Genomic DNA, 23,205 nt, shown 5'->3' with positions numbered 1-23,205 from the left:
GCGTTCCAGGCGATTTGCAACCCGGCGCGGTGCAGAATCTGAAATCCTCGCGGCCACCGCCACCCCGGTTACGGCGCCCGTGGCCCGCACCACGACCAGCTCGCCGCCACCCACAGCTTCAACGGCGTCAAAATCTGCTCCCCAATCCGCTCCCCGCCCTGCCATGCCGTCAACAGCTCGACACGATTCCGCAACCCGCTCAAGAACAGGCTCACCTCGGTTAAAAGCCGCTGATGCCGACCCGCTTCCGCGTGCGAGCGGGTCCACCCCACCGTCCTCCGGCCCGCGTGCCGCGCTTCCCGCCCCATCGCCGAAAGCAGCCTTCCTCCGTACCTCACCGCCTTGCTCGGCGTTGCGGCCGGACGCGCTGCATCAGAATCGGCGCCCCAGTCGCGGACCGAACTCGCGGTGGCCGGCAGTCAGCCGAGACCGGGCCCGTGCCCCGGCGGCGTCCGCGGCGCGTGTGAGTCTCATTCGCCATGGATGCGGCGCGTGTGCAGGTCCGGCGGGGCGCGCGCCGTTGCACCGGGCGGGTGGTGGCCGAAGTTGAGACCGTCGGGGCTTGGACTCACCTTGCGCGTGAGCCGGCGCGCAGAAGGTGGCAACAGCATGCCCGAAGTCAGATTCAGCCCGCCGCCCCTCGGGCCAGTCCCCCACAAGCGTCGTTTCCAGGATGAGCCGTACCGTGTGTGAGGTTGCCACCGGCGGCCCGGCACGCCGGGTCGGGACATGCCGATTGGGGCACCGCAATTTCGATGGCGCGCTTCGGAGGATCCCGTCGGGCCTGAAGAGACGCATGGAGGACGTCACCTCTCGAGCTGCGAATCCGGCTGCGGCGCGCGTGTCGTGGGAGAGGTCAGCGTTCCACTGGCACGCGAACGATCAGCAGGGCATGCGAGGGCACGGACAGGGAGGTCGCAGGTGCCTCGACCCGGACGGGCCAGTCACGGGGTGCCACGCGGGTGGGGTGATCGAAGTCGTTTTCGTCTGCAAGCGTCTCCCCCCGCAACAGGATCCCGCGAGCGCCCGGCCGCACCGCCTTTACGCCCGCCAGTTGCACGGCCACCGTGCGCTCGTACGGGGCGGCGTTGACCAGCTTGAGGATCACCTCGCGGCCGGATTCTTCCCATGCCGCCGTGGCGTAGAAACCGTCCTGGACAGGAACCGGAATCTCCACCGAATGAATGCGCTGGCCATCGAGATAACAATCCACCCGGGGCCCGCGAAGTTCGATGCGGATGTCATACCAGCGCCCCGTTTCGATGGAACCCGGGACCTGGGTGACCAGCCGTTCCTGTCCGCCGAGCCACGACTGAATGCCGTGCCGGGTGTTGCCCCACCCACCGAGATTCCATTGCACGCGCGTGCCCTGCCAGGCGTCGCGGAACATGATGAGAAACCCTTCGGCGCCACTGACCTTGCGGGCCTTCAGCTCCAGGGTGTACTCGGTCCAGTCCGGTCCGCCCACCGCGGCCGTGCTGATGCTGCGCGGGTCGGCTTGACGCAGGGCACCGTCGGCGACCTCCCATCGGCCGGCGTCCGGCCAGCGCCATCCCTCCGGCCGGGTCGAGAAGTCGGCGCGATAGAGAATCTCCTCGCCGCGTCGGACGACCAGGTCTTTGAACTCGGCAGCCGTCCGGTAGGTGCCGAGGCCGATGCCGCCGCGGGCCAGGGCGGGCGCGGCCGTGGGACCTTCGAGCCGCACCGGCAGCACGCGGTCGCCGCGGTTCCGGGCGAACGCCTGCTGCACATAGTAGCTGGGCGTGCCAAAGACGCGCAGGTTGTCGAACCAGATGAGGTTGGGCCGCCACTGCCAGCCATCCACGTGGCCGAACAACGGCGCGTAGGCGGCCATGACCACCACTGCGGCGTTGCGTTCCATGCCGGTCATGAAGGCGGCCTCGGCCAGCGCGCACTCCCAATTGTTGCGGTTGTGCACGCTGACGATGCGGTCGCTCTGCGCGGCGTACTCCCCGAAGAACACCTTGGGCCCTGCCGGGTCGTAGCGATCGAAACGGTCGGCACTGGTGAAGAACCAGATGGGATTCGCGTAGCAATGCTGGTCCACGATCTCCGCCTTCATTTCGGCCAGGCGCGGCCAGAGGAAATCGAAACGTTCGTCATCGGGCGAGGGACCGGCACTGGAAACCAGCGTGATTTCGGGGTGGCGGGCTTTGAGCACGCGTGCGAAGGCCGCATAACGTTCCAAGTACTGCGGACCCCATTGCTCGTTTCCGATGCCCAGGTACTTCAACCCGAACGGCTCCGGATGCCCCATGGCGGCCCGGCGCGCCCCCCACGGACTGGTGACCGGCCCGTTGGCGAACTCGATCAAATCCAGTGCGTCCTGGATGTACGGGTCCAACTGATCCAGGGGCACCAGTTCCCCGCTGTTGAACTGGCAGGCCATGCCACAATTGAGGATCGGCAACGGTTCGGCCCCCAGGTCCTCGGCCAGCTGGAAATACTCGAAAAAGCCCAGGCCAAAACTCTGGTAGTAGTCCGGGGTTGGGCGATGCTTGAACTCGTAGTTCCAGCGATTGATGAGCAGCCGGCGTTGTTCGATCGGACCGATGGTGGTCTTCCACTGATAGCGCTTGTCCAGCTCGCTGCCTTCGACGATGCAACCGCCGGGGAACCGCAGGAAGCCGGGCTGGAGATCGGCCAGCATCTGGACGAGATCGGCCCGCAGGCCCCCGGGCCGGTTTTTCCAGGTCTTCCGGGGGAACAGCGAGACCATGTCCACGTCCACCGTGCCGCCACCCTCGACCAGGACGTTGAGTCGGCCCCGTGCGGTGGTGCTGCGGGGTCGAAGACTCACGGATCGCTTCTCCCAGTGGCTCGGCAGGTCGCCCAGCCGCGCTTCCGCCAGGGTCTCGCCCCATTCGTTGACCAGCTCGATCAGCAGCCGGGGATTGCCGGAAATCCGGCGAACCTGCAGGCTCAGGTCATAATCTTCGCCCCCGCGGAAGCCCATCCCGCGAAATCCCTCGTTGGACAAACCCATGGCCGTGGGGGCGCGCGACTCGATTCGCGCGTAGTGGGGATTGGCCGGATCGAACGGCGCGTCGGTCAGGATCCGCACGTCGCCCCGACCGTGGCTGGTGCGCAACAGGAACCACCCCATCATGGGTTCGGGAAACTCGAATCCCCGGTTCTTGACCAACTCCGCATACAATCCCCCGTCGGCGCCGAGATTGATGTCCTCGAAGAAGATCCCCCACATCGTCGGGGCCACCGGGGATCCGGGGCGGTCCACTTGCACGGTCAGTTGCACGGGGGCGCTCACGGCGTTCCCAACGACTCCCAAGATGGCCAATGCCCAAGCCGAAATGCCCAACGCGCGTTTCATCTTCCATCACCTCGTCGAATCCCAACGACTTTCTCGATCGTTCCCCATGCCACCCTTAACAAAACGAAGGCAGGCCGAAGCCTGCCTTCGCGTCCTCAACCAACTCACGAGACCTCGCCTCAGGTTTGAGACCGTCGGACCCTGACGAACAGCGTCAGGCCGCCCAGTCCCAAAAGCGTCAAAACCGATGGCTCGGGGACCTGGATGAACTGGGCCGGTGTCAGTGCCACATCGCTGAACCGGATGTTGTCGAGATTGCCGTTGATGTGATCGACGAAATTTCCGTTCCACCAACCCCGCCCGAATGTCCAAGTGCCCGTGGCGCGCAGCCGGTTGTCATTGGCAGGATTCAGGGACAGCGAGCCCACCAGTTGGAAGCCGTTGCCATCCAGCTTGTCCGCCCACATCTGCAGCGTGGAGCCGTCGCTCACGGCTGCCAAGTGGTACCATCGGCCGGCCACCGGCACGAAGTCGGAGTCCAAAATATACCGCTGGCCCCCCATCGTGGAGAAGTTGAGCCGGAAACGGTCGTCAATCCCGTTGTTCTGGAAATAGAACGCGGCTTCCACCTCGCCGGACACGCCGGTGAAGCCGTCCCGACCGATCATCGTATTCCAACCCGCCAGGCTGTTGAGTTTGACCGAAAGCTCGATGGTCCAGGTGAGCGGAGTCCAGTTGACCAGGCCGGGCGCAAACACATACCCGTCATCATGCCCGGAGTGCTGGGAGCTGAGTCCCGCTCCGGTGGGCGTGTCTCCCAGGGCAGACCACTCCGGGCCCCAGTAATCGTCCCAAGCGTACATCGTGTAGCCGTTGCCGGACAGATCCGGCACCGCGGGCACTCCGCCGCTTCCCCCCTGAGCCATCGAGGCTCCCGGCGTGCCGCCTTCGAAATCCCAGTGAGCGATCGTGGCTGCCCGGGCCGTGGCGCATGCCAGGGCCCCCGCGATGACCAGCATTTCGAGCTTGTTCATGGCTGTGATTCTCGCCCGGTTCGTACTACGCTTTCCCGTGCGCGGATCCGATGGGCCGGCGACGGAACACTGCTCCGGACCCCACTGCCAACGTTGGAATTGTGACGAGAGCACGGAATTCCAACAACGCCAGTTTGCGTTTTTTTATCGCCAATTTGCGAACGAAGCTTTAAGCGCCTGCCGGGCACGCGGTTGCCGTGGTCTTTTGGACGCTGGGGCGCGGACCCCGCTGCCGGGCAAGTAGCATGGATGCAGGCGCAGCGGTTTCGAATGCCGGGAGCCCGGCGGGGCCATGGATGCTGTTGGGTCCAAGCCCGGGACGGGGCACGGGCTCTTGGACATTATTTCGGGTGGTTGATTTCCCACGGGTGTCCTTCCGGAAACGCTTCGGTGCCCAACCGGCATGTATGGGACCTTCACTTTTCCATGCCGGGGAAAGGCCTGAGGGGGTCGGTGGCGTCCAGGGCCAGCTCTCCTTCATTGCTTTGGGTTCTGCCGCGGCCAAGGTTCAACCCGCCCCCGCGGACTCGTTCCCACCATACCCATCCAGGGGCGGGAGGGTTTCGCGCCTTCAGCGCGTCGCGTGTCCGCCCCAACGCAGTGCGAATTCACAAGCCCAGGCAACGCCCTGGGCCACCGGAACGGCGCGATGGTCGTTCGCTGAATGGGGCGGCATTCGGTGGGACAGGTGCGGCCCTTGCGAGGGTGGTTCCCGGGTTGCGCCCTTTCAGGGCGCGGTTGGGTTTGGGGGCGCGCGAGTTCCCGGGACGTTGCCCGGGGCTATTGAATGGATGCGCCTTTGGCGCGTGGGTGGGTAGGCGGGATCAGGTTACAACGCGAGCGCGCATTTCAGGTTTTGCGCACCGGATGCGGGAATCCCAGGGAGGCGCCGTTTCCAATGGCCTTCCCGCGCCAGGGACGTCCGAGATTCTGCGGACCTTGCGGGGAGGTCCAACGCATGAATTGAGCGGGTCCGGCCCGGCCTGATTTCCCTTTTTGAACGTCTGAACCGACCCGGCGTGAAGAAACCCGGTTCCAGCCTGTGACCCGGTTGCTGCACGTCCGGTTTTCGAGGCCAAGGAGATTGTACAACACTGAAATGCACTCTGGAGGACGACTGGACCCACACCGAGCTTGTCGCCACCCCAACCCCGGTCTAGGGTGACGCCATGCGATGTTTCTCGACCAATCTCGCCTCCGTCGTCTGCACTCTGGTGGTGATTCTTTTTCCGCCGACTTCCCCGGGAGGGGAAGAGCACTTCGAGCCGTTGTTTCCCCGGGAGGGCGTGCCTGCTGGCTGGACGGTGCGCGCCTGGAATGACCTGAGCCAGGTGGTGACCAACGTCGTTTGGCGGGTCCAAGACGGGGTGCTGCATGGCGGCCAACCCCGGGGCACCTGGCTGGTCAGCGAACGCGAGTATTCCGATTTCATCCTCGAGTTTGAATTCAAGTTGGGAGAACGGGGCAACAGCGGCTGCGCGCTGCGTGCGCCGATGTTCGGTGATCCCGCCTTCGACGGCATGGAACTCCAAATGGTGGACGAACGCTATAATCCGGAAGCCGGGCCTTCTGAATTGACGGGCGGGATTTATCGCGCGGTCCCTCCGATGCGACAGGTGTATCGCCCCATGGATTGGAACCGCTACCGCATCGAGCTTCGCGGCAACCGCCTGAAGGTGGTGTTGAACGGCGAGATTATTCACGACTTGAACCTCGACGAACAAGCGCAGGAAGTGCGCCGGCACGACGGGAGCCTTGCGCCTCCTTTGAAAGACCGGCCCCGCCGGGGGCACATCGGGTTTCAGGAACTCAGCCGCGAAGGCCCGCCGGTCCGGATTCGCAACGCCCGCATTTGCGTGCTGGATTGATCGCGGCCCGCCGGCTGCGTCCCCGCGGACTCGATGCTGCGGAAGGCTTGTTCGAAGGGGCTGACGGGTGGGCAGATCGAGCGTTTTCATCCCAGAGGCTTCGCCTCTCGCGGCGAGGAGACCGGACGCGGCATGGCAAAAGGTCCCGAATCCTTGGACGGCGGTTCGGTGGGCGACCGTGGGACTTCATCAGGGCCGGGCAAACTGCCGTTTTCCGGGACTCGTCAGTCGGGTCGCCACTGCAGTCGGAAGAATCGAACCGGGCCTTCGAAGCTGGGAGTCGGCCGCGTCACCGTCTCATTGCCACCCCGGGCGGACTCGACGACTTCCCAATGGAAGAGGTTGGTGGAAGCCAGCAGGTCCCAGACAAGATTGGTGCGGGTGGTCCAGGACAACCGGGCTCCCGCGGGCTGGGGTTCGATGCGGACGCGGCGATCGAGACGCAGAGCGTACCAGCCGAGCTCGCGCCAGATCCGCTCCGCCAGGAACGCGTAGCCGGCGTCGCTCAAGTGCAACGCATCGATCAGGTAGCCGCGTTCCCTCATCCACGAGTAGGAGACCATGGGCGTCATGGCGTCCACGTAGGTCCGCTCGTGCCGCAAGGCCAGGTCGCGGACGATCCGATTCTGCCGCTCGGTCACCGGATGCCCCCACTCGTCCCGTCCCTCGTACGGAGTGCCGACGTACACCACGTCGCCTCCCGGCATGGCTGCTTGCCACCAAAGCTCCAGTTGTTCCAGGTCCTCGCGCAAGGCCGCCTCGGCGGCCGCCGGACCCACCAGGTTTTCGTAATCGACCAGCTCTTTCATGTGCCAGAGAACCAAGTGGGGCTGCAGGTGCCGAAGGATCGGCACACGCACGGCTGCGGGCGTGCGCAGGACGGCCCGCAGATGCAGGCCGTCTCGTTGGAGCCAGGCGGTTTTGAGCCCGGGGATACGAGACAGGACCAGTTCCTGCCACAGGATGAGATTTGTGCCCGTCCAACCATCCACGCGAATCCGGTAGCCGGCCGGTGCCAGCCAAAGGTTTGTAAATCGTCCTTCCGGTGCCTCGGCCTGCGCCGGGACGCGTAGCTGCGGGGTCCACGGTCCCCCTTCGGTCGAGGTGCTGAGAAGAAACTCCCCTCCCAACGGCCAGGCAATGTAGTACAGGCCCACGCAATCTGCCGGCATCGAGCCGCCGTTGGGGTACCCCCGGTTGGTCCAAAACAAGGCGCTGCCGGGCGGCAGGACAAAATGCTCCATGAACCAGTTGGTGCCCAAACCGTCCCCGGACCAGGGAGAGGTCACCCTCGCTCCCTCCAGCAGCACGGGAATGGATACCGGCGGGTACTGCCCGTCGAACGCCCGCCCCGACTGACCGAGCCATTCCGCCAGTTTCGGAAAGAGCACCTTGGGCAGGGACCGATACGTGGCCTGCAGGGAATCTCCAAACGCCACCACGGTCACGGGTCCGCGTTGTTCTTCCACTGCCCGCTGGAAGTGTCGGAGCCGGTCGGTGTTCACCGAGCCCAAGGGCTCTTGCGCCACCACGGCCCCCGCCCACGCGAGCCATCCGATCGTGCACCCAATCCGGCCCCAATGCACCCGGCCACGGGAGGACGCGCGACTCGGAAGGGTCAGCAGGGTTTCGCCCCGGGCCTCGATCACCCGTCGTTCCATCAAATCCGCTTGCCGCCCCTGCGCCATGCTACCCGTTCGCTGCCACATTTCCTTCTACCTTCTACCTTCTACCGGATTGTCAACCAGGGGCACCTCGGCTACCCACTGGAATCATGAGTCATGCTTTGCCGGATAGTGCGCACGACAAGTTGCTCTTCATTTTGGGACGACGCAGCATCCGCATCTATCGGCCGGGCCCGATTCCGGACGCTTTCGTTCAAGCGTTGTTGGAAGCCGCGATGGCCGCTCCCTCGGCGGCTGCCAAGGATCCCTGGCGTTTCGTGGTGATTCGACAGCGCGCCATGCTCCATGCCCTTGCAGATGCCCTGCCGCACGGAGGGATGTTGCGCGACGCGGCCCTCGGCATGGTCGTGTGCGGTGACTTGGAAGCGGCCCATGACCGTCAGATCAGTTACCTGTTGCAAGACTGCTCCGCTGCCACGGAGAATTTATTGCTGGCGGCCCATGCGCTGGGTTTGGGTGCCTGCTGGCTCGGGATTCATCCCCGCGACGACCGCATCCAAAAGGTCGCTGCCCTGTTGAAACTTCCACCGCATGTACTGCCGGTTGCCGGAGTCGCCCTGGGCTGGCCCGGCGAGGAAAAGCCACCGCGAACACGCTTTCAAGCTGCCTACGTCCATTATGAACAGTGGTGAGCGCACGGATGCGGAGCCGGGCATTGCCTGTTTTCCGGTCAACCGTCCGAACCGGCGGGGTGCGGAATCCCCGGGGTCGGATTCCCGCCCCCGGGGCCACGTCCTCCTTCGCACCTCTTCGGCGTGCACTCGGTCCGGCGTGGCCATAGGGCTCGTGCCTCGGTACGTGAAGCGCCGGCAACGTTCTGACAGGTAGTCTCCGCTGCGGGAGTTACGGCCGGGGATCAATCCCCGTACCAGTTTCGGATCCGGACCTCGATACCCAAATCCGTCCCGACGCGTTGGCGGAATCGTTCCAGGTCCGAACCGCGGTAGTGATAGGGGTAAACGATGCGCGGGCGAAATGCGCGGACGGCGTCCGCCGCCTGATCCACGGTCATGGTGTACGGCAGGTTCATGCACACGAATGCCACCGTGATGTCCCGGAGGTTGCGCATCTCCGGAACATCTTCGGTGTCGCCGCTGATGTACACGCGAGTGGACCCGCTCGAAACCACGTAGCCATTGCCACGGCCGCGCGGATGAAACTTCAACCGCTCCGGAGTCAGGTTGTAGGCGGGCACGGCTTCGATGTGGAACTCCAGCACGGCGGCGCTCTGTCCATTGGTCAGGACGGTTGTGCGGGCCCGGAGGTCCTCCGGCAACTGCGCGGCCACCGCCGGCGGGGCCACCAGTTGCGTGGTGGGCGTGCAAACGCTCCGCACCGTCTCCACATGGAGATGATCCCCGTGAATGTCGGTGATCAGGATGAGATCCGGCCGCGGCAGCGAAGCGAACCGGTTCGAGCCCCCCACCGGATCCACGTACAGTATGCGCCCCTTCCAGCCCATGGCAAAGGTGGCGTGCTGAAGGGGGCGGATCCGGAGTTCGCCGTCGGGCGTTTCGATTCGTTCGCCCTCCAAGGACGGGCGGGTATCCGCGGCATGTGTGCGGAATCCGGGGGTTGCGGACGCCGCCGCGAGCGTCACGCCCAGGAGCATGCTGTGGAATCTCATGCGCGAAAGCTGAACCTCCGGACCTGGTTTGGCAAGCGGGCTTGTGGCGCCGGAGCGTTCCGGTCTGTGGTCATTCCCGCCCTCCAGGTGCCCGACGGGGGTCCGACACGTCCGGGAGAGCGTGCGGAAGAAGGAACAGCCACGAATCTCGTCAGACGCTGCGGGCCTGGTCCGGCGCGCCGGGGCAGTCTTCGGCTCTCGTTGTTCGTTTTGCGGGTGCGGCCCGGAAAATGCCGGGCCAGGGGCGCCGCGGCCGCGGGCCGTGTCGTTCCGGCGGGTTGCGATACAACTGGGGCGGATGCGGAGCGCGGGTTTGCAGTTCGCGGTCTCTCCGGCCTTCCCCCGGGGAGCGTCAAATCTCCATGGGTTGTCCGGGTTGGGGTTGGAGAATCCGGATCCGGGGATATCGTTGGGCGATTTGGTCCGCAAACCAAGTGCGGGCGGTTTCATCGCCGTGCCCCAGCACCACCACGCGCGGGTCCACGCGGCCGACGAAATCGAGCAGATCCTCTCGGGTGGCGTGGGCGGTGAGGTCGAAGTCCTGGACCTCGCAGTAGCGAACCAGTTCGGGCACCAGCTGGCTGAAGAAGAAAGGCTGGCCGGGCTGGCTGACCCTGAGCCGGCCGCCGGGAGTGTCGGGGTCGGTGTAACCGACGAAAAAGATGGCGTGGCGTTCGTCGGGGGCCAGGCGCACCGCCAGGTCGTGGGCCGGCGTGTGCTCCGTCATCATGCCGGCGGTGACGACGAAGAGGCGACTGGTGTGGAGCGGGAGGGCCTGAGTCTGGGCAGGATCGAGCACCACCAGATCCAGGGCTTCGTGGAGGTGCAGGTTGTGATGTTGCCGATGCGTGCGGTGGGCCTGGAGGTCGTAGATTTCGGTGAACACCCGGCCCAGGCCTCCGATGTACACGGGCTGACGCCGCAGGCGGCCCTCGGCCATGGCCAGAGCCAGCAGGCCCAGGATTTCCTGCGTTCGGCCCAGGGCGAAGCTCGGGATCAACACGCTTCCCTTGCGTTTGAAGACGCGCTGGATGGCGTCGAGGAGCCGCTCGATTTCGGCTTCGCGGGTGAAGCCCTCCGGAGTGCCGCGGGCACCCCGCGTCGTTTCCATGATCAGGACGTCGGCTTCAACGTCTTCGAAGCGCGCGGCGCGCAGCAGGGTTTGGTCGTGAAAACAGACATCCCCGGTGTAGAAGAGGGTCTCCCGCCGGCCTTGCACCAGGATGCCGGCGGCGCCGAGGGTGTGGCCGGCATCGCGAAATTCCAGCGTGGGGGAAAACCGGTGGGACCGCACCTTATGGAACGCCGCCCACTCGATGGGGCGATTGTACCGGAAACCCTGGAACAGGGGGGCGATTTCGTCCACCTCGTCGTGGGTGTAGAGGGGGTAATCGGCGATGCCCAGTTCGGCCCGCTGTCGGGTCATGACATTGACCGAGTTGTGCAGGACCCGTTCGACGAGGAAATAGCTCAGCTCCGTCATCAACACGTGGGCCCGGGGAAAATGACGCAGGGCCACCGGCAGAGCGCCCACGTGATCGTGGTGGCAATGGGAAATGGCGATGGCATCCACCTCTTGATCACCGGCCGCGCGAAACAGGGGCAGACTGTCGCGCCCTTCGCGTTTGGGATGCATGCCGGCGTCGAGCAACAACCGGTGGCCCTCCAGTTCGATCAACCAACCACTGGCACCGATGTTGGTATCCGGATTCAGACTGGTGATCCGCATCTGCGCGTCCAACCCCACGGCAGGGGCGGTTTGTTTCCTTGGCCTGCAGCCCCCGGGGCCGCGGAGTTACGGCCCGATCGCTTCAGCCGGGGTCCGACAGTCCTAGGGTTTCTTCGCCTCCTGCATCAGCTTCTGCATCATGCCCATCGTGAAGGCCTCCATGCTGGTGTAGGCGGTGTAGCCGGAGGGCGGTTCGAAGAGCTCGGCACCGGGGGCGGTGAACTTCACGTTCCGATATCGGAACGTCACGGTGTCGCCCTTTTCGGTGGTTTGGACCTGGATGGGAAAGCCTTTCAAATCCGTGGCGGTCCAGACCGTGACCTCCATCTTGCGGCCGTTGGCGGCTGTCAGGGTAACCTGCTCTTTCACGCACCGGTGACCTTCCACGGTTTCCTCGCCCAGGCTCTTGCGTTCGATGGCAGGCGGTTTCTCGACCGCGGCGCGGTCTTCGGGCGGCATTTCCAGGCGAACCGCGGCGCGGGCCGAAGGAAAGAGGAGGTGCAGCGCCCCGGTGTCCGTGCGCGTGATGCTCACGATGCGGTCCATGCCCATTTGTTTGAGCATGGCCATTTGGTCGGGGTTGGCCTGAGTTCCGCGCATGCGGGTGAGATCGACCTCCGTCCGGAATTTTCCCTCGCGCATGGCGAATTCCATGGGCAGAACCACTTTTTCCTTTTGCTGACTGTCCAACACGCGCAGCTCGCCCTGTGCACTGAAGGCCTTGTGCTCGCCGAACAATTGCAGCAGGGCGGCATCGAAGCCGGTGCGCGGTGGGCCGCCCGGCTGGGCGAACGCACTCCACCAGCCGGCAAGTCCCAACCCGAGAATGCCAATACCGAAGGCCGCGGCCTTCATCCGTCGATGGATGGATCGAATCATCGGCCGCTACCATAAGACCGGGAAGGCCCGTTCGCCAGTGCAAAGCGGTGCACAGGTCCGTGAACCGCGAGCACGCACAATCCGGGGGAAAACACCGCCCGAGCGCACGGATCCCGTGGGTCTCAGGAGCTTGCGCTGGTATACCGGCGAAGCGAGAGGCGCCAGCCCCACTCGGAAACCAGCAGGCACCCGATGGCAAGCAGGACCAGCAACCAGGGCCAGATCGGAGATTCCAGTTTTTCCGCCAGCACGCGCACCGGCACGTTGGTGACCAACAAGACCGGGAAGACAAAGGTAAACGCAAACCGGAACACGCCGCGAAACGCTTCGTCCGGCATCCGGGCCAACTGGAAGAGGTTGTAGTAGCCCCAGACGATACCCTGGGCCTTGACGGTCCAAAAGCTGATGGAGGCCAGCAGGAACATCAGCGAGTAGTGCACCAGAATGCCGCACAGGCAGAGCGCGCCAAATGCAAGCAGCCGAGCGGGCGTGAGCTCGAGTTCCAGCTGCTGGGCGGCATACACCATCACGACCACGGCGGTGGCGGCATTGACGAAGCTGCCGAGGTCCACCTGGCGCAGCGAGACCAGAAACCGGGAATTGGCCGGCAACAAGAGGAGGAAATCCAGTTTGCCCGTGCGCACCAGCTCGCTCAGGTTGGCGCAATTGATGAGGAAGAAGGCCTGAAAGATTTCCTGGATGAAATGGCTCGTCCCCACCAGAAGCACCACCTGCCAGCGCGTCCAGGTGCCGATGGCGTCCGTGTGAAGGTAGAGCACGCCGATGAAACACAGTTGCAACGCAAACCAGAGCAACTCCACCACGATCCAGAGCAGAAAGTTGGTTTTGAAGGTCATCTCCCGGGTCACGGAGTTGCTCCAGAGCGCGGCGTAGATGCGGACGTACCGGACGAGAGAGCGGATCCAGCCCGGGGCGCCCGCAGGCGCGGCAGGAGGGCGATCGAGACGCGGCTTCACAGGCTCAACCTCCCACGGCGCTGTATCGATGCAGTCCCCGGTGCCAGGCCCAGCGAGCCAGGCCCCAGGCGGTGAGCACCCAGAATGTTTGCACCGCCAGCCCCTGTGCCAGTTGCCCCCCGGTCGTTTTGCCGAGGTAAATGCTCACCGGGAAATACAGTTCGTACGGAAACGGAGTCCAGGCGAGGAGCCCCTGCAAAGCGGGGGGCAGAATGTCCAGCGGAAACAAATGCCCGCTGGCGATGTACTCGAAGGCGTACACGATGAAAATGAAGGTGGAGACTTCCAGCACCCAAAACGCGAGCATGGCCAGCGCGAAAGAGAGGAAGAACTGCAGCAGCGCGGTGAGGATCACGGACAGCAGAAAGCAGAACCACGTGGTCGGATCCACGGGCCAGTAAAGGGGCACGCCGGTTGCGAGGACAAACAGGCCCAGGGGGACCCCTGCAACCGAGGTGTAAATGAGCCGCCCGGAAGCGAACAGACAGAGGCGATAGGTGAGATAGTCGAGCGGCTTGGCCAGCAGATGATTGATGTTGCCGTCCCGAATGTCGGCGGCGATCTGCCAGTCGTCTTCCGTGACCGCGGTGAGGGCGTTGACGAGGGCGGCCACCAGGTAGTAGGCCAGCATTTGCTCGAGCGGGTAACCGCCGATCCGGGCCTCGGGTGGTTTGTCCGCATAAATGGTGCGCCACAGCATGAGCAGGGCGGTCAGCGGGATGAGACTGAAGAGCACCCGGGCCAGAAAATTGAATCGGTACGCCAGATGATTCTGGATACCCAGCACCAGCACCTGGCCGTACTTGCGCAACCTTGCCACGGTCATGGCCGGCAGCTTAACGAGCCGGGAGAAATCCGGCCAGTCCGGGTCCGGGCGGTGACTCTCTGCGTCCCGGTTGCCCCGTGCGAATGGACAACCGCCCCGGCAAAGGCGAACAGCCGATCAGTGTGTGGGTCCGCGACCCTCCGCAACGGGCGCGATGCACAGGAGCCGGCCTTGACGCATGGACGACCGAGTACCCCTGCGGCCCCGCTTCGAGACCCCCATCCGGCGATCGGGACCGTGGTCGCTCCGGTTCTTTCTCCGTGTGCCCGGGACCGGTTCCGCGGGTCACTCGCAGCGCAGGCGATAAAAGCCGGCTGCCGTACCCGGCACCGGTTCAAAGGTCCAGTTGGTGCCACTGAGCGGGCCGGCCACCGTGTACCACCGGGCCGGGTTCAGACCGGGACTGAACTCCACGTAGATCTGACCGGCGGCCCCGGTCCATTCCAGCGTCAGTTGGCCGCCCGGTCCCGAGCGCAGACCCGTCAGGGTGGCGGCGCGCGGCGCAGGTGGGCCGTACTGTAACGGCCCCACCGCCGACCACGCCGAGCTCAAACCGCGTTGGTCCTGCGCGCGGATGCGCCAGTAATAAAGCGTGCGCCAAACGAGATTCTGCGCGCCGGGCAGAGCGTTGAGGGGAAGGCTGAGCACCCAGTTGGTGCCGGGGGGCAGGTCAACGGCCGGGATGTCGGTGACGTTGATCGCGGGCGACACAAAGGACGGATGGTCGGCCACCTGCAGGTGGTACGACACCACCCGGTCGCCTTCATCGGGATCGCCGGCCGACGGCCACCACAGCAGCAAGACGTCGAGATTCGTGAGCACCAGGCCCACCGGCGGTCCTGCGATGACCGGCGCCAGCGGTGGTCGATTGGTTTCGTTGACAAAGAACGTGGCGGTGGCCATCCAGGGGCCGAGGTTCGTGCCGTCGGTGGCCCGGCAACGCCACCAGTACTGGGCGTTGTTGGGCAAATCGATGTCCACGGTCCACGCGGTCGTGGTCGGGCCGGACGCCACGGCCGGCACCTGGGCCACCGGCGTGGTCAATGCCGGATCGGCATAAACTTCGAAGCGGTAGCTCAGCGGGTCACCCTGATAATCGATTGCGTTGGTCACGACCAGCGTGGGGCGCGCGACGCCCACGATGCTGGAGTTGGCAGGGGCCGCCAGCGTGGGCGCGCCGGGCGCGGGTTCGCCAACACCGATGTTGTCGAGGAACAGGTCCTGATCCGGTGCCGTGCTCCACTCGCTCCATACGAGGAATCGAAGGCGGATGGAGCGGTTCGCGTAATCGGTCAGGGGCACCTGCAGGCGCGTCCAGGGTTGATTCCAGTCGTGGTTCAGTCCGACCAGATCGCGCCAACTCGCCCCGCGATCCGTCGAGACCTGGGCGCGGAACCGGGTGCGGTGCTGGAGCTGGCCGCGCACGTGGAAGGTCAGCACCGGATCCACCGCGTTGCTGAGATTCAACTCACGATTGAGCACCAACCCCAGCTGTGCGTCCGGGGGGATTCGTGGCGGCAGGGTGTCGCGCACGGCGAACCGACCGGCAAACGGGAGGTTGGTATCCACGGTCCAGGACGAGTGCAACCAGTGGTCGAGCCCGGTTTCGAAATCCTCGAAGAACGGATAGACCGCTGGGTCCGGGGTGTGCTCGACCAGGGAGAGGTCGTCGATGGCCCAACCGTCATCCTGTGTGCTGCCGTCGGTGTGGACCTGAAACCGCAGCCAGACCTGGCCGGAGTGCTTCCAGGCCGACAGGTCGATGCTTTGTTCCGCCCACTCCGTGCGCACCGAGGAAACCCCATAGACACACGTCCAGGTTGTTCCCCCATCGCCGGAGACGAAGAGGCGCCCCCAATCGTTGTTCGCAAAGACATGCCGGTCCCAGAACCGCAGCACCGGCCATTCCATCCCGCGCAGGTCCGCCGCCAGCTGGGCATAGTGCGAAGCGTTGTTGGGATAATCCGACGGGGAGTCCACCAACCCCCAGGTGCCGTTGCGGCCCGCGCCCGGCCAGGGTGTCCACGTGCCGGTGAACGTCCACCCCGGCTGGCTGGTTTCGAAGTGTTCCACCAATGGCAGCCTCACGCCATCCGTCATGGCCGAGGCCAAATTCGAGCCGTTGCTGGTGTCGTTCTGGTTGTAAACATAGATCCGGTAGTAATACGTCTTGCGTGCCATCAGGCCTGTGTCCGTGAAGGTGGTGGTCGTGCGGTTGGTAATCACGGACACCAGCGTGGACTCTTCCGTGACGTCGGGGGTTTCGCTGCGATAGACCCGATAGGCCTTAAAGTTCGGAATGGCGCTCTCGCTCCAGGTCAAGCGGAGGGAGGCGGGCGTGATATCGACCGGTTCCATCAGCAGAACCGGTGCCGGGGGCTCTTCGATGGAGATGTTATCCACCCAAAGATCCTGGGCGGGGGCGCTGCCCCACTCGCTCCAGGTCACAAACCGCAGCCGCACCAGCCGGTTGGTCAGACTCTGCAGGCTCACCTGCACCCGCGTCCAGTCCGCATTCCAGTCGTGGTTCAGGCCGTAGAAATCCCCCCAGTTGAGCCCGCCGTCGCTGGAACACTGCACCCGGAAACGCGTCCGATACGCCAACTGCCCCCGCACCCAGAACACCAACTGCGGATTGACCGCCCCCCTCAAATCCAACTCCCCGCCCAGCCCCAACTCATACCGCGTGTCCGGATTCAGACGCCCCGCCGGCGTGTCCCGCACCGCAAAACCGCCCCCCTGCGGCCCGTTGGTGTCCACAGCCCAGGAGGCCGCCAGCCACCGATCCAAACCCGACTCGAAAGTCTCCTGAAACGGCAGGCCCACCGCCCCCGACGCGTGCTCCTCGACCGCCAGATCGTCAATGCTCCAGCCGTCCTCGGTGCCACCACCGTCGCTCCACAAATGAAACCGGATGCGCAAGTTGCTCTGGTTCTTCCACGGCGACAGGTCAATCCGCTGCTCCCGCCACTGCGCCTGCACCCCCGCCGCCCCGTACACCGCAGTCCAACTGCTCCCATCGGTCGAAACCTCCACCCGGGCCCAGTCGTTGTCAGCCAGCCGAAACCGATCCCAAAACCGCAACACCGGCCAGCGACTGCCCGTCAAATTCACCGCCGTCAACGCATAAGTGTCGGTACTGTTGCCGTAATCGCCTGTGGGAGAGTCGCTCAAACACCTCCCGCTGCGCCCCCCCTCGGCAATGCCCCAACTGCCGGTGGTCACCCACTGGTCGGTCGTCTCCAACGGGTCGCTCAGCGGCAGCCCCACCGGCACGGTCGTAACCGACCGCTCGTTGGACGGACTGAACACCTCGTTGGTGTCCACCACAAAGACCCGATAGTAATACGTCGCCCCGATCGACAGCCCCGTGTCGGTCAGCCGGGTCACCGCCGCATTGGTAACCACCCCAATGCGCGTGTGCGTCAGCTCCACGTTCGGACCGGTGGACCGATACACCTCGTAGCGCTTGAACGCCGGCCCCAGCGTCGAGGCCGTCCATTCCAGCTCCACCGAGCGCAGCCCCGGCGTCAGCACCTGCAGGCTCACCGGCGGGGGCATCTCCTGCAGGACCACGTTGTCGATCCAAAGATCCTGGGCGGGGGCGCTGCCCCACTCGCTCCAGGTCACAAACCGCAGTCGCACCAGCCGGTTGGTCAGACTCTGCAGGCTCACCTGCACCCGCGTCCAGTCCGCATTCCAGTCGTGGTTCAGGCCGTAGAAATCCCCCCAGTTGAGCCCGCCGTCGCTGGAACACTGCACCCGGAAACGCGTCCGATACGCCAACTGCCCCCGCACCCAGAACACCAACTGCGGATTGACCGCCCCCCTCAAATCCAACTCCCCGCCCAGCCCCAACTCATACCGCGTGTCCGGATTCAGACGCCCCGCCGGCGTGTCCCGCACCGCAAAACCGCCCCCCTGCGGCCCGTTGGTGTCCACAGCCCAGGAGGCCGCCAGCCACCGATCCAAACCCGACTCGAAAGTCTCCTGAAACGGCAGGCCCACCGCCCCCGACGCGTGCTCCTCGACCGCCAGATCGTCAATGCTCCAGCCGTCCTCGGTGCCACCACCGTCGCTCCACAAATGAAACCGGATGCGCAAGTTGCTCTGGTTCTTCCACGGCGACAGGTCAATCCGCTGCTCCCGCCACTGCGCCTGCACCCCCGCCGCCCCGTACACCGCAGTCCAACTGCTCCCATCGGTCGAAACCTCCACCCGGGCCCAGTCGTTGTCAGCCAGCCGAAACCGATCCCAAAACCGCAACACCGGCCAGCGACTGCCCGTCAAATTCACCGCCGTCAACGCATAAGTGTCGGTACTGTTGCCGTAATCGCCTGTGGGAGAGTCGCTCAAACACCTCCCGCTGCGCCCCCCCTCGGCAATGCCCCAACTGCCGGTGGTCACCCACTGGTCGGTCGTCTCCAACGGGTCGCTCAGCGGCAGCCCCACCGGCACGGTCGTAACCGACCGCTCGTTGGACGGACTGAACACCTCGTTGGTGTCCACCACAAAGACCCGATAGTAATACGTCGCCCCGATCGACAGCCCCGTGTCGGTCAGCCGGGTCACCGCCGCATTGGTAACCACCCCAATGCGCGTGTGCGTCAGCTCCACGTTCGGACCGGTGGACCGATACACCTCGTAGCGCTTGAACGCCGGCCCCAGCGTCGAGGCCGTCCATTCCAGCTCCACCGAGCGCAGCCCCGGCGTCAGCACCTGCAGGCTCACCGGCGGGGGCATCTCCTGCAGGACCACGTTGTCGATCCAAAGATCCTGGGCGGGGGCGCTGCCCCACTCGCTCCAGGTCACAAACCGCAGTCGCACCAGCCGGTTGGTCAGACTCTGCAGGCTCACCTGCACCCGCGTCCAGTCCGCATTCCAGTCGTGGTTCAGGCCGTAGAAATCCCCCCAGTTGAGCCCGCCGTCGCTGGAACACTGCACCCGGAAACGCGTCCGATACGCCAACTGCCCCCGCACCCAGAACACCAACTGCGGATTGACCGCCCCCCTCAAATCCAACTCCCCGCCCAGCCCCAACTCATACCGCGTGTCCGGATTCAGACGCCCCGCCGGCGTGTCCCGCACCGCAAAACCGCCCCCCTGCGGCCCGTTGGTGTCCACAGCCCAGGAGGCCGCCAGCCACCGATCCAAACCCGACTCGAAAGTCTCCTGAAACGGCAGGCCCACCGCCCCCGACGCGTGCTCCTCGACCGCCAGATCGTCAATGCTCCAGCCGTCCTCGGTGCCACCACCGTCGCTCCACAAATGAAACCGGATGCGCAAGTTGCTCTGGTTCTTCCACGGCGACAGGTCAATCCGCTGCTCCCGCCACTGCGCCTGCACCCCCGCCGCCCCGTACACCGCAGTCCAACTGCTCCCATCGGTCGAAACCTCCACCCGGGCCCAGTCGTTGTCAGCCAGCCGAAACCGATCCCAAAACCGCAACACCGGCCAGCGACTGCCCGTCAAATTCACCGCTGTTTGGGCTATGGAGTCGGAACTGTTTGCATAATTGAAACCTGGCGAATCGCTGAGGCAGGCCACACCAGAGTGAGACTCGTTGGTGTTGCGTCCCCAGGTGCCGGTCAGAGTCCAGCCGAGGAGTGCGCCTTCGAAACCGTCGCGGAACGGCAGCGGATGGTTCAGCGTGCGGGCACTGCTCTCCGCGGGGCTGTCGGGAGAAAAAGCGCCGAACGCGTTCACCACGTAAACGCGGTAGTAGTAGAGCGTATCGAGGGCGAGGTTCGTGTCCACGAACGAGGTGGTCGCCGGATTGGTGATCCATGCGGCGAGGGTCGAGTTGATGCCCACACCCGGCGTGGTGGAACGAAACACGGCGTACGCGGCGAAGAATGGATCGTTGGCGGCGGGCCAGCTTATGCGCAGTGTGTGCGAGGTGATCTCGTCCAGGACCGGTGCGGGCACTACGGCCGGCGACTCGGCCACGGAAATGTCGTCAATATGCCAGCCGTCTGCGTTGGCCGAGGTGTCGGTGGTGATCCGAAACCTCAGCAAAACCGCGGCGGCGTTGGTATGGGCAGCCAGGCTGTAACGTGCCCGCCGCCACTGGTTGGAAGAAGTGCCGGTGAAACTTCCCAACGACGTCCAGTCGGCACCGTTGTTCAGGGAGATCTCGACGTAACCCGCGTCACCCGCGGCGAAGTCGTATTTGTGATTGAATGACAGCACTGGCGAGACCGCATGCCCGGCCAGGGCCAGGGGCGCGGCCAGCGTGAGCGACTGGGAGCCAATGCCGTGGACATAGTTCGTGCCGGGCGAGTCGGACCACGCGCGCGTGGGTGACGCAGCGTCTTCGTCGCTCAAAGACCACGGTGGATCGGCGATCCACATGTTCGGCCCGGCCTCGCCGTTGTCCACGAAGGGGTAGTCCATGCCCGGATGCGTGGTGACGGCGATTTCGTTGCCGAGGCCGAGCAGGCCCTTGGCGTTCACCACCGCGAGCCGGTAATAGTAGGTGGTTTTCGGGCCAAGGGTGATGTCGGTGAAATGGGTGGCCGCCCTGTTGGGCAGTTCGGCGACAACGTGGGCCGTGCGCCAGTCCACCCCCGGTGTCAGCGACCGGTAAAGCCGATAGACGGTGAAATCCGGCTCGACCGAGGCGCTCCACGCCAGGGTGGCGGAATTGCGGTTGGTCAGCGTGGCCGACAAAGTCACCGGTGCAGGGGCTTCGGCCACCACCACATCGTCGATATACCACCCGTCCATCACCACGGAACCGTCGGTCACCAGCCGAAAGCGGAGGCGCACATTGCTCAGGCCGGCAAAAGGCGTCAGATCGATCTGTTCGCGGGTCATGGTGGAGAGATGACCGGTGTAGGCCCCCAACGGGGTGGCCACCCATGTCACGCCACCGTCGGTGGAGATTTCCACCCGGCCGAAGTCATAGCCGGGTTCGAGGGCGTGCTGATGCAAGAAGCCGAGCGCGGGCCTGACCGCACTTGTCAGATCGAGGGAACCGGCCAGGGTCAGTGCGGCATCGGTGCGATTGGTGTAGAAGGCGCCGGGACTGTCCGTAACTGCGTGGGTGGGCGAGGCAAAACGCGTCGAGGTAAGTCCCCACGCACCCTCTGCGTTCCATTGGCCCAGACCACTCTCAAAACTGTCTGAGAACGGGTAGGCGCTCGCGCCAGTGATTGACGCCAGGACCACGCTCCATCCGAGGAGGCCGCGAACCGTGCGGCAAAACGAAAAGAGGACGGCGGGCGGCTGCCAGAAGGACACGTAGACTTTCACGCCCTACCATCCTCCAAGCTGATATCCACAGCATGCCATCCATTGCCAAAGAGTGGCCGTTTTTTGCGGTTCGGAGAGAGGTTGCCACCTCACGAGCTCCCGGCAGGGACGGGTCGCCGGGCGCCCTGAAATGGCGAAAACGCCACAGAGGGAAAGAAGCTCCAGAGCTACCCCGCTTGCGACCGCGGATCGGCAACGACCGGGGAAAACCCGGATACGAAAAAGCCCCGGACAACTACCGGGCGGGCAAGGACCATCCACCGGCGAATCTGCTCGGTGTGGTGATCAGAGGGCCAACTTCCAAATCCCCGGCCGGGAGACCGACCAAGACGTACACGTGTTCATCGGCCCGAGCCAATGGAGGCCGACGCATACGCAGTGGGCTTGAAGACACTTTCAAGGAGCCGGATTTCCGAAACCGGCGCTCGACGGATCGCGGGTTTTCGCAGGCTTTTGCGGACACAATGACTTTTTCCAACGACGGGCCGGCTGGCACTCCAAAAACCTCTTTCTTCGGGACACAGCCCTGCCGGATCAACGACCGCCGCAGGTGATTTGGGGAGAGGTGGACTTTTTCAATCACTCTACTGAACCTTCGGAGCACCAACGCGGGCCAGCGGCTTGAAGGCGGCATCCCCTGCGGTGGATTTTGGGCCGGGCCACCGAAGCCCGGGGGACGCTTCAGGAACAGATCGAGCCTCGTTTCTTCTTCCGTACGGATCCCGGCTTACAGAATGCCGGCTGCCGGGAACGGGGGCGCTTTCCAATCCGCAATGTGGAGCGGCAAGCCGATGGCGGGGAGTGCACCGTCTGTGAGCATGGGGATGAGTTACGCCGGTGGGGGACACTTCCCTGGCGCCGCACCGCCGACCTCCGGTATGCGGGGAATTCGACGAGTCACACGTGTCGAGGCCGTTGCGGAGTTCCCGCAGGAGAGTTGGACCGGAATCCGGTGCCCCCGCCGCGCGGCCCGACCGGCGGGCTTTCGCGGGGAACGAAAAGATCCGCTTTGCAGGCCATCGAGCCTCTGTTCCGGCCCCGGCTCGAGGGCCACGACCTGATGACTTCCGGGTTTCAAAGGTCGCTCGAAGCGGCTCGCGACAAACGCCTGCCGGCGATGCCCCGAGGCCTGCCGCCGGGGTCTGAGGATGGTGCCGAGGCCCCAGAGAAAACACCCGAAACCTATCGTTTCGGGCGGCTTAGACTGGCGAAGCAGGCTGGCGGCTTCGGAGCCGGAGGGCCCGGGTTACGAACCCCAGCCCGAGTCCCAGCAGGGCCAGGCTGGTCGGTTCCGGGACAATCTGGCCCCGGATCTCCCCGCCGGGAAATGCGGTGCTGTGGATGTTGATGTACCAGAGCCCCCCGTGGAGCTGGGAAAGTTGCGTGGCGAGGCTGAAACCGGCCTGGCCGTCCACGAGGGGCAGTGTGCCGCTGATCGTCCCGGACGTGCTGCCCGATTGGGTGTAGGTGGGCACCAGGTTGTAAATCACGCCGGCGTCCACTCCGGGGCCCGCCGGCCCATGAATGTGAGCTGCCGTGGCGTTGGCGGACAGCCCGCTCCAAACGATGTTGTTGAAGGTGAGGGTGTTCAGGGCGTCGTCCAGCGTCAGCGTGCCCGCACCCGAGCCGGAGCGTCCCCCTCCGCCGGCTTGCGCGGCGTCCAGAGTGATGGAGAACTGATGTTGCGCGGCCAGGACACAGGTCAGGCCCGCGAGTACGATCGTGGGTATCAGGAGCGGTTTCATAGGGGTTGAGAGTTTGGGGTTCGTTCGCCCAAAAGCTTGGCTAAGGATCTGGATTTGTCAACCTAAATTTTTGCGGTGCGGTTCTCGGGAGACGGGTTTCAGCTTTCGAGTCCCGCATTCACGAATCCCAATGAGATCCCTTTTTTTCCGGCTTTCCCGTGCCGAGGAGCCCCGGTATTCCCACGGGCTTTTCGTGGTGTCGAAAACCCGGAATGCGCCGGACAGGGAGTGTGGGGCGCAAGGCGTCCTGCTTCTGCCGACTCTGCACACGATCTACCCTACAGCA

General features: G+C 64.8%; 13 protein-coding genes. 2 read left to right on the top strand and 11 right to left on the bottom strand.

Annotated elements, in window-relative coordinates; all coding sequences use genetic code 11:
* Positions 1-68: 68 nt before the first annotated feature.
* From ACPDIT_RS09460 to ACPDIT_RS09450, 3 genes are all read right to left on the bottom strand, one after another.
* On the bottom strand, positions 69-308 hold the full coding sequence (locus ACPDIT_RS09460; RefSeq protein ID WP_423442958.1) for a hypothetical protein: 240 nt from the start codon (positions 306-308) through the stop codon (positions 69-71).
* A gap of 548 nt (positions 309-856) precedes the next feature.
* Complete coding sequence (locus ACPDIT_RS09455; RefSeq protein ID WP_423442957.1) at positions 857-3,352, bottom strand: alpha-L-arabinofuranosidase C-terminal domain-containing protein; 2,496 nt, start codon at positions 3,350-3,352, stop codon at positions 857-859.
* 119 nt (positions 3,353-3,471) lie between these two features.
* Positions 3,472-4,326 carry a LamG domain-containing protein gene (locus ACPDIT_RS09450; RefSeq protein ID WP_423442956.1) on the bottom strand — a complete coding sequence of 285 codons (855 nt, stop codon included), beginning with the start codon at positions 4,324-4,326 and terminating at the stop codon, positions 3,472-3,474.
* 1,169 nt (positions 4,327-5,495) lie between these two features.
* On the opposite strand from ACPDIT_RS09450, the gene ACPDIT_RS09445 reads away from it, so the two are divergent.
* Positions 5,496-6,194, top strand: coding sequence for a 3-keto-disaccharide hydrolase (locus ACPDIT_RS09445; RefSeq protein WP_423442955.1), 699 nt, complete (start codon positions 5,496-5,498; stop codon positions 6,192-6,194).
* 224 nt (positions 6,195-6,418) lie between these two features.
* Here ACPDIT_RS09445 and ACPDIT_RS09440 read toward each other — a convergent pair whose 3' ends face one another.
* On the bottom strand, positions 6,419-7,903 hold the full coding sequence (locus ACPDIT_RS09440) for an SGNH/GDSL hydrolase family protein (RefSeq protein ID WP_423442954.1): 1,485 nt from the start codon (positions 7,901-7,903) through the stop codon (positions 6,419-6,421).
* Between the two features lie 65 nt (positions 7,904-7,968).
* Between ACPDIT_RS09440 and ACPDIT_RS09435 the strand changes: the two genes are divergently transcribed.
* Positions 7,969-8,511, top strand: a complete 543-nt coding sequence (locus ACPDIT_RS09435; protein WP_423442953.1) for a nitroreductase family protein — start codon at positions 7,969-7,971, stop codon at positions 8,509-8,511.
* Positions 8,512-8,735: 224 nt separating this feature from the next.
* Here ACPDIT_RS09435 and ACPDIT_RS09430 read toward each other — a convergent pair whose 3' ends face one another.
* The 7 genes from ACPDIT_RS09430 to ACPDIT_RS09400 all read right to left on the bottom strand — a co-directional run bounded on the left by ACPDIT_RS09430 (position 8,736) and on the right by ACPDIT_RS09400 (position 22,919).
* Positions 8,736-9,506: an MBL fold metallo-hydrolase gene (locus ACPDIT_RS09430; protein WP_423442952.1), complete on the bottom strand. Its 771-nt coding sequence runs from the start codon at positions 9,504-9,506 to the stop codon at positions 8,736-8,738.
* A 352-nt stretch (positions 9,507-9,858) separates the two neighbouring features.
* Positions 9,859-11,235 carry an MBL fold metallo-hydrolase gene (locus ACPDIT_RS09425; protein WP_423442951.1) on the bottom strand — a complete coding sequence of 459 codons (1,377 nt, stop codon included), beginning with the start codon at positions 11,233-11,235 and terminating at the stop codon, positions 9,859-9,861.
* Positions 11,236-11,337: 102 nt separating this feature from the next.
* Positions 11,338-12,114 carry a hypothetical protein gene (locus tag ACPDIT_RS09420; RefSeq protein WP_423442950.1) on the bottom strand — a complete coding sequence of 259 codons (777 nt, stop codon included), beginning with the start codon at positions 12,112-12,114 and terminating at the stop codon, positions 11,338-11,340.
* A gap of 122 nt (positions 12,115-12,236) precedes the next feature.
* Positions 12,237-13,091, bottom strand: coding sequence for an ABC transporter permease (locus ACPDIT_RS09415; RefSeq protein WP_423442949.1), 855 nt, complete (start codon positions 13,089-13,091; stop codon positions 12,237-12,239).
* Between the two features lie 4 nt (positions 13,092-13,095).
* Positions 13,096-13,917 (bottom strand): ABC transporter permease, encoded by an 822-nt coding sequence (locus tag ACPDIT_RS09410; RefSeq protein ID WP_423442948.1) that lies wholly within the window; start codon positions 13,915-13,917, stop codon positions 13,096-13,098.
* A 285-nt stretch (positions 13,918-14,202) separates the two neighbouring features.
* Positions 14,203-21,174 (bottom strand): hypothetical protein, encoded by a 6,972-nt coding sequence (locus tag ACPDIT_RS09405; RefSeq protein ID WP_423442947.1) that lies wholly within the window; start codon positions 21,172-21,174, stop codon positions 14,203-14,205.
* Between the two features lie 1,199 nt (positions 21,175-22,373).
* Positions 22,374-22,919: a CHRD domain-containing protein gene (locus ACPDIT_RS09400; protein WP_423442946.1), complete on the bottom strand. Its 546-nt coding sequence runs from the start codon at positions 22,917-22,919 to the stop codon at positions 22,374-22,376.
* Between the last annotated feature and the right edge of the window lie 286 nt (positions 22,920-23,205).

The organism is Limisphaera sp. VF-2 (genome assembly GCF_049537125.1).
Lineage (GTDB): Bacteria > Verrucomicrobiota > Verrucomicrobiia > Limisphaerales > Limisphaeraceae > Limisphaera.
Note: the sequence above shows the minus strand (reverse complement) of the source record. Positions and strands in the feature narration are given on the sequence as shown.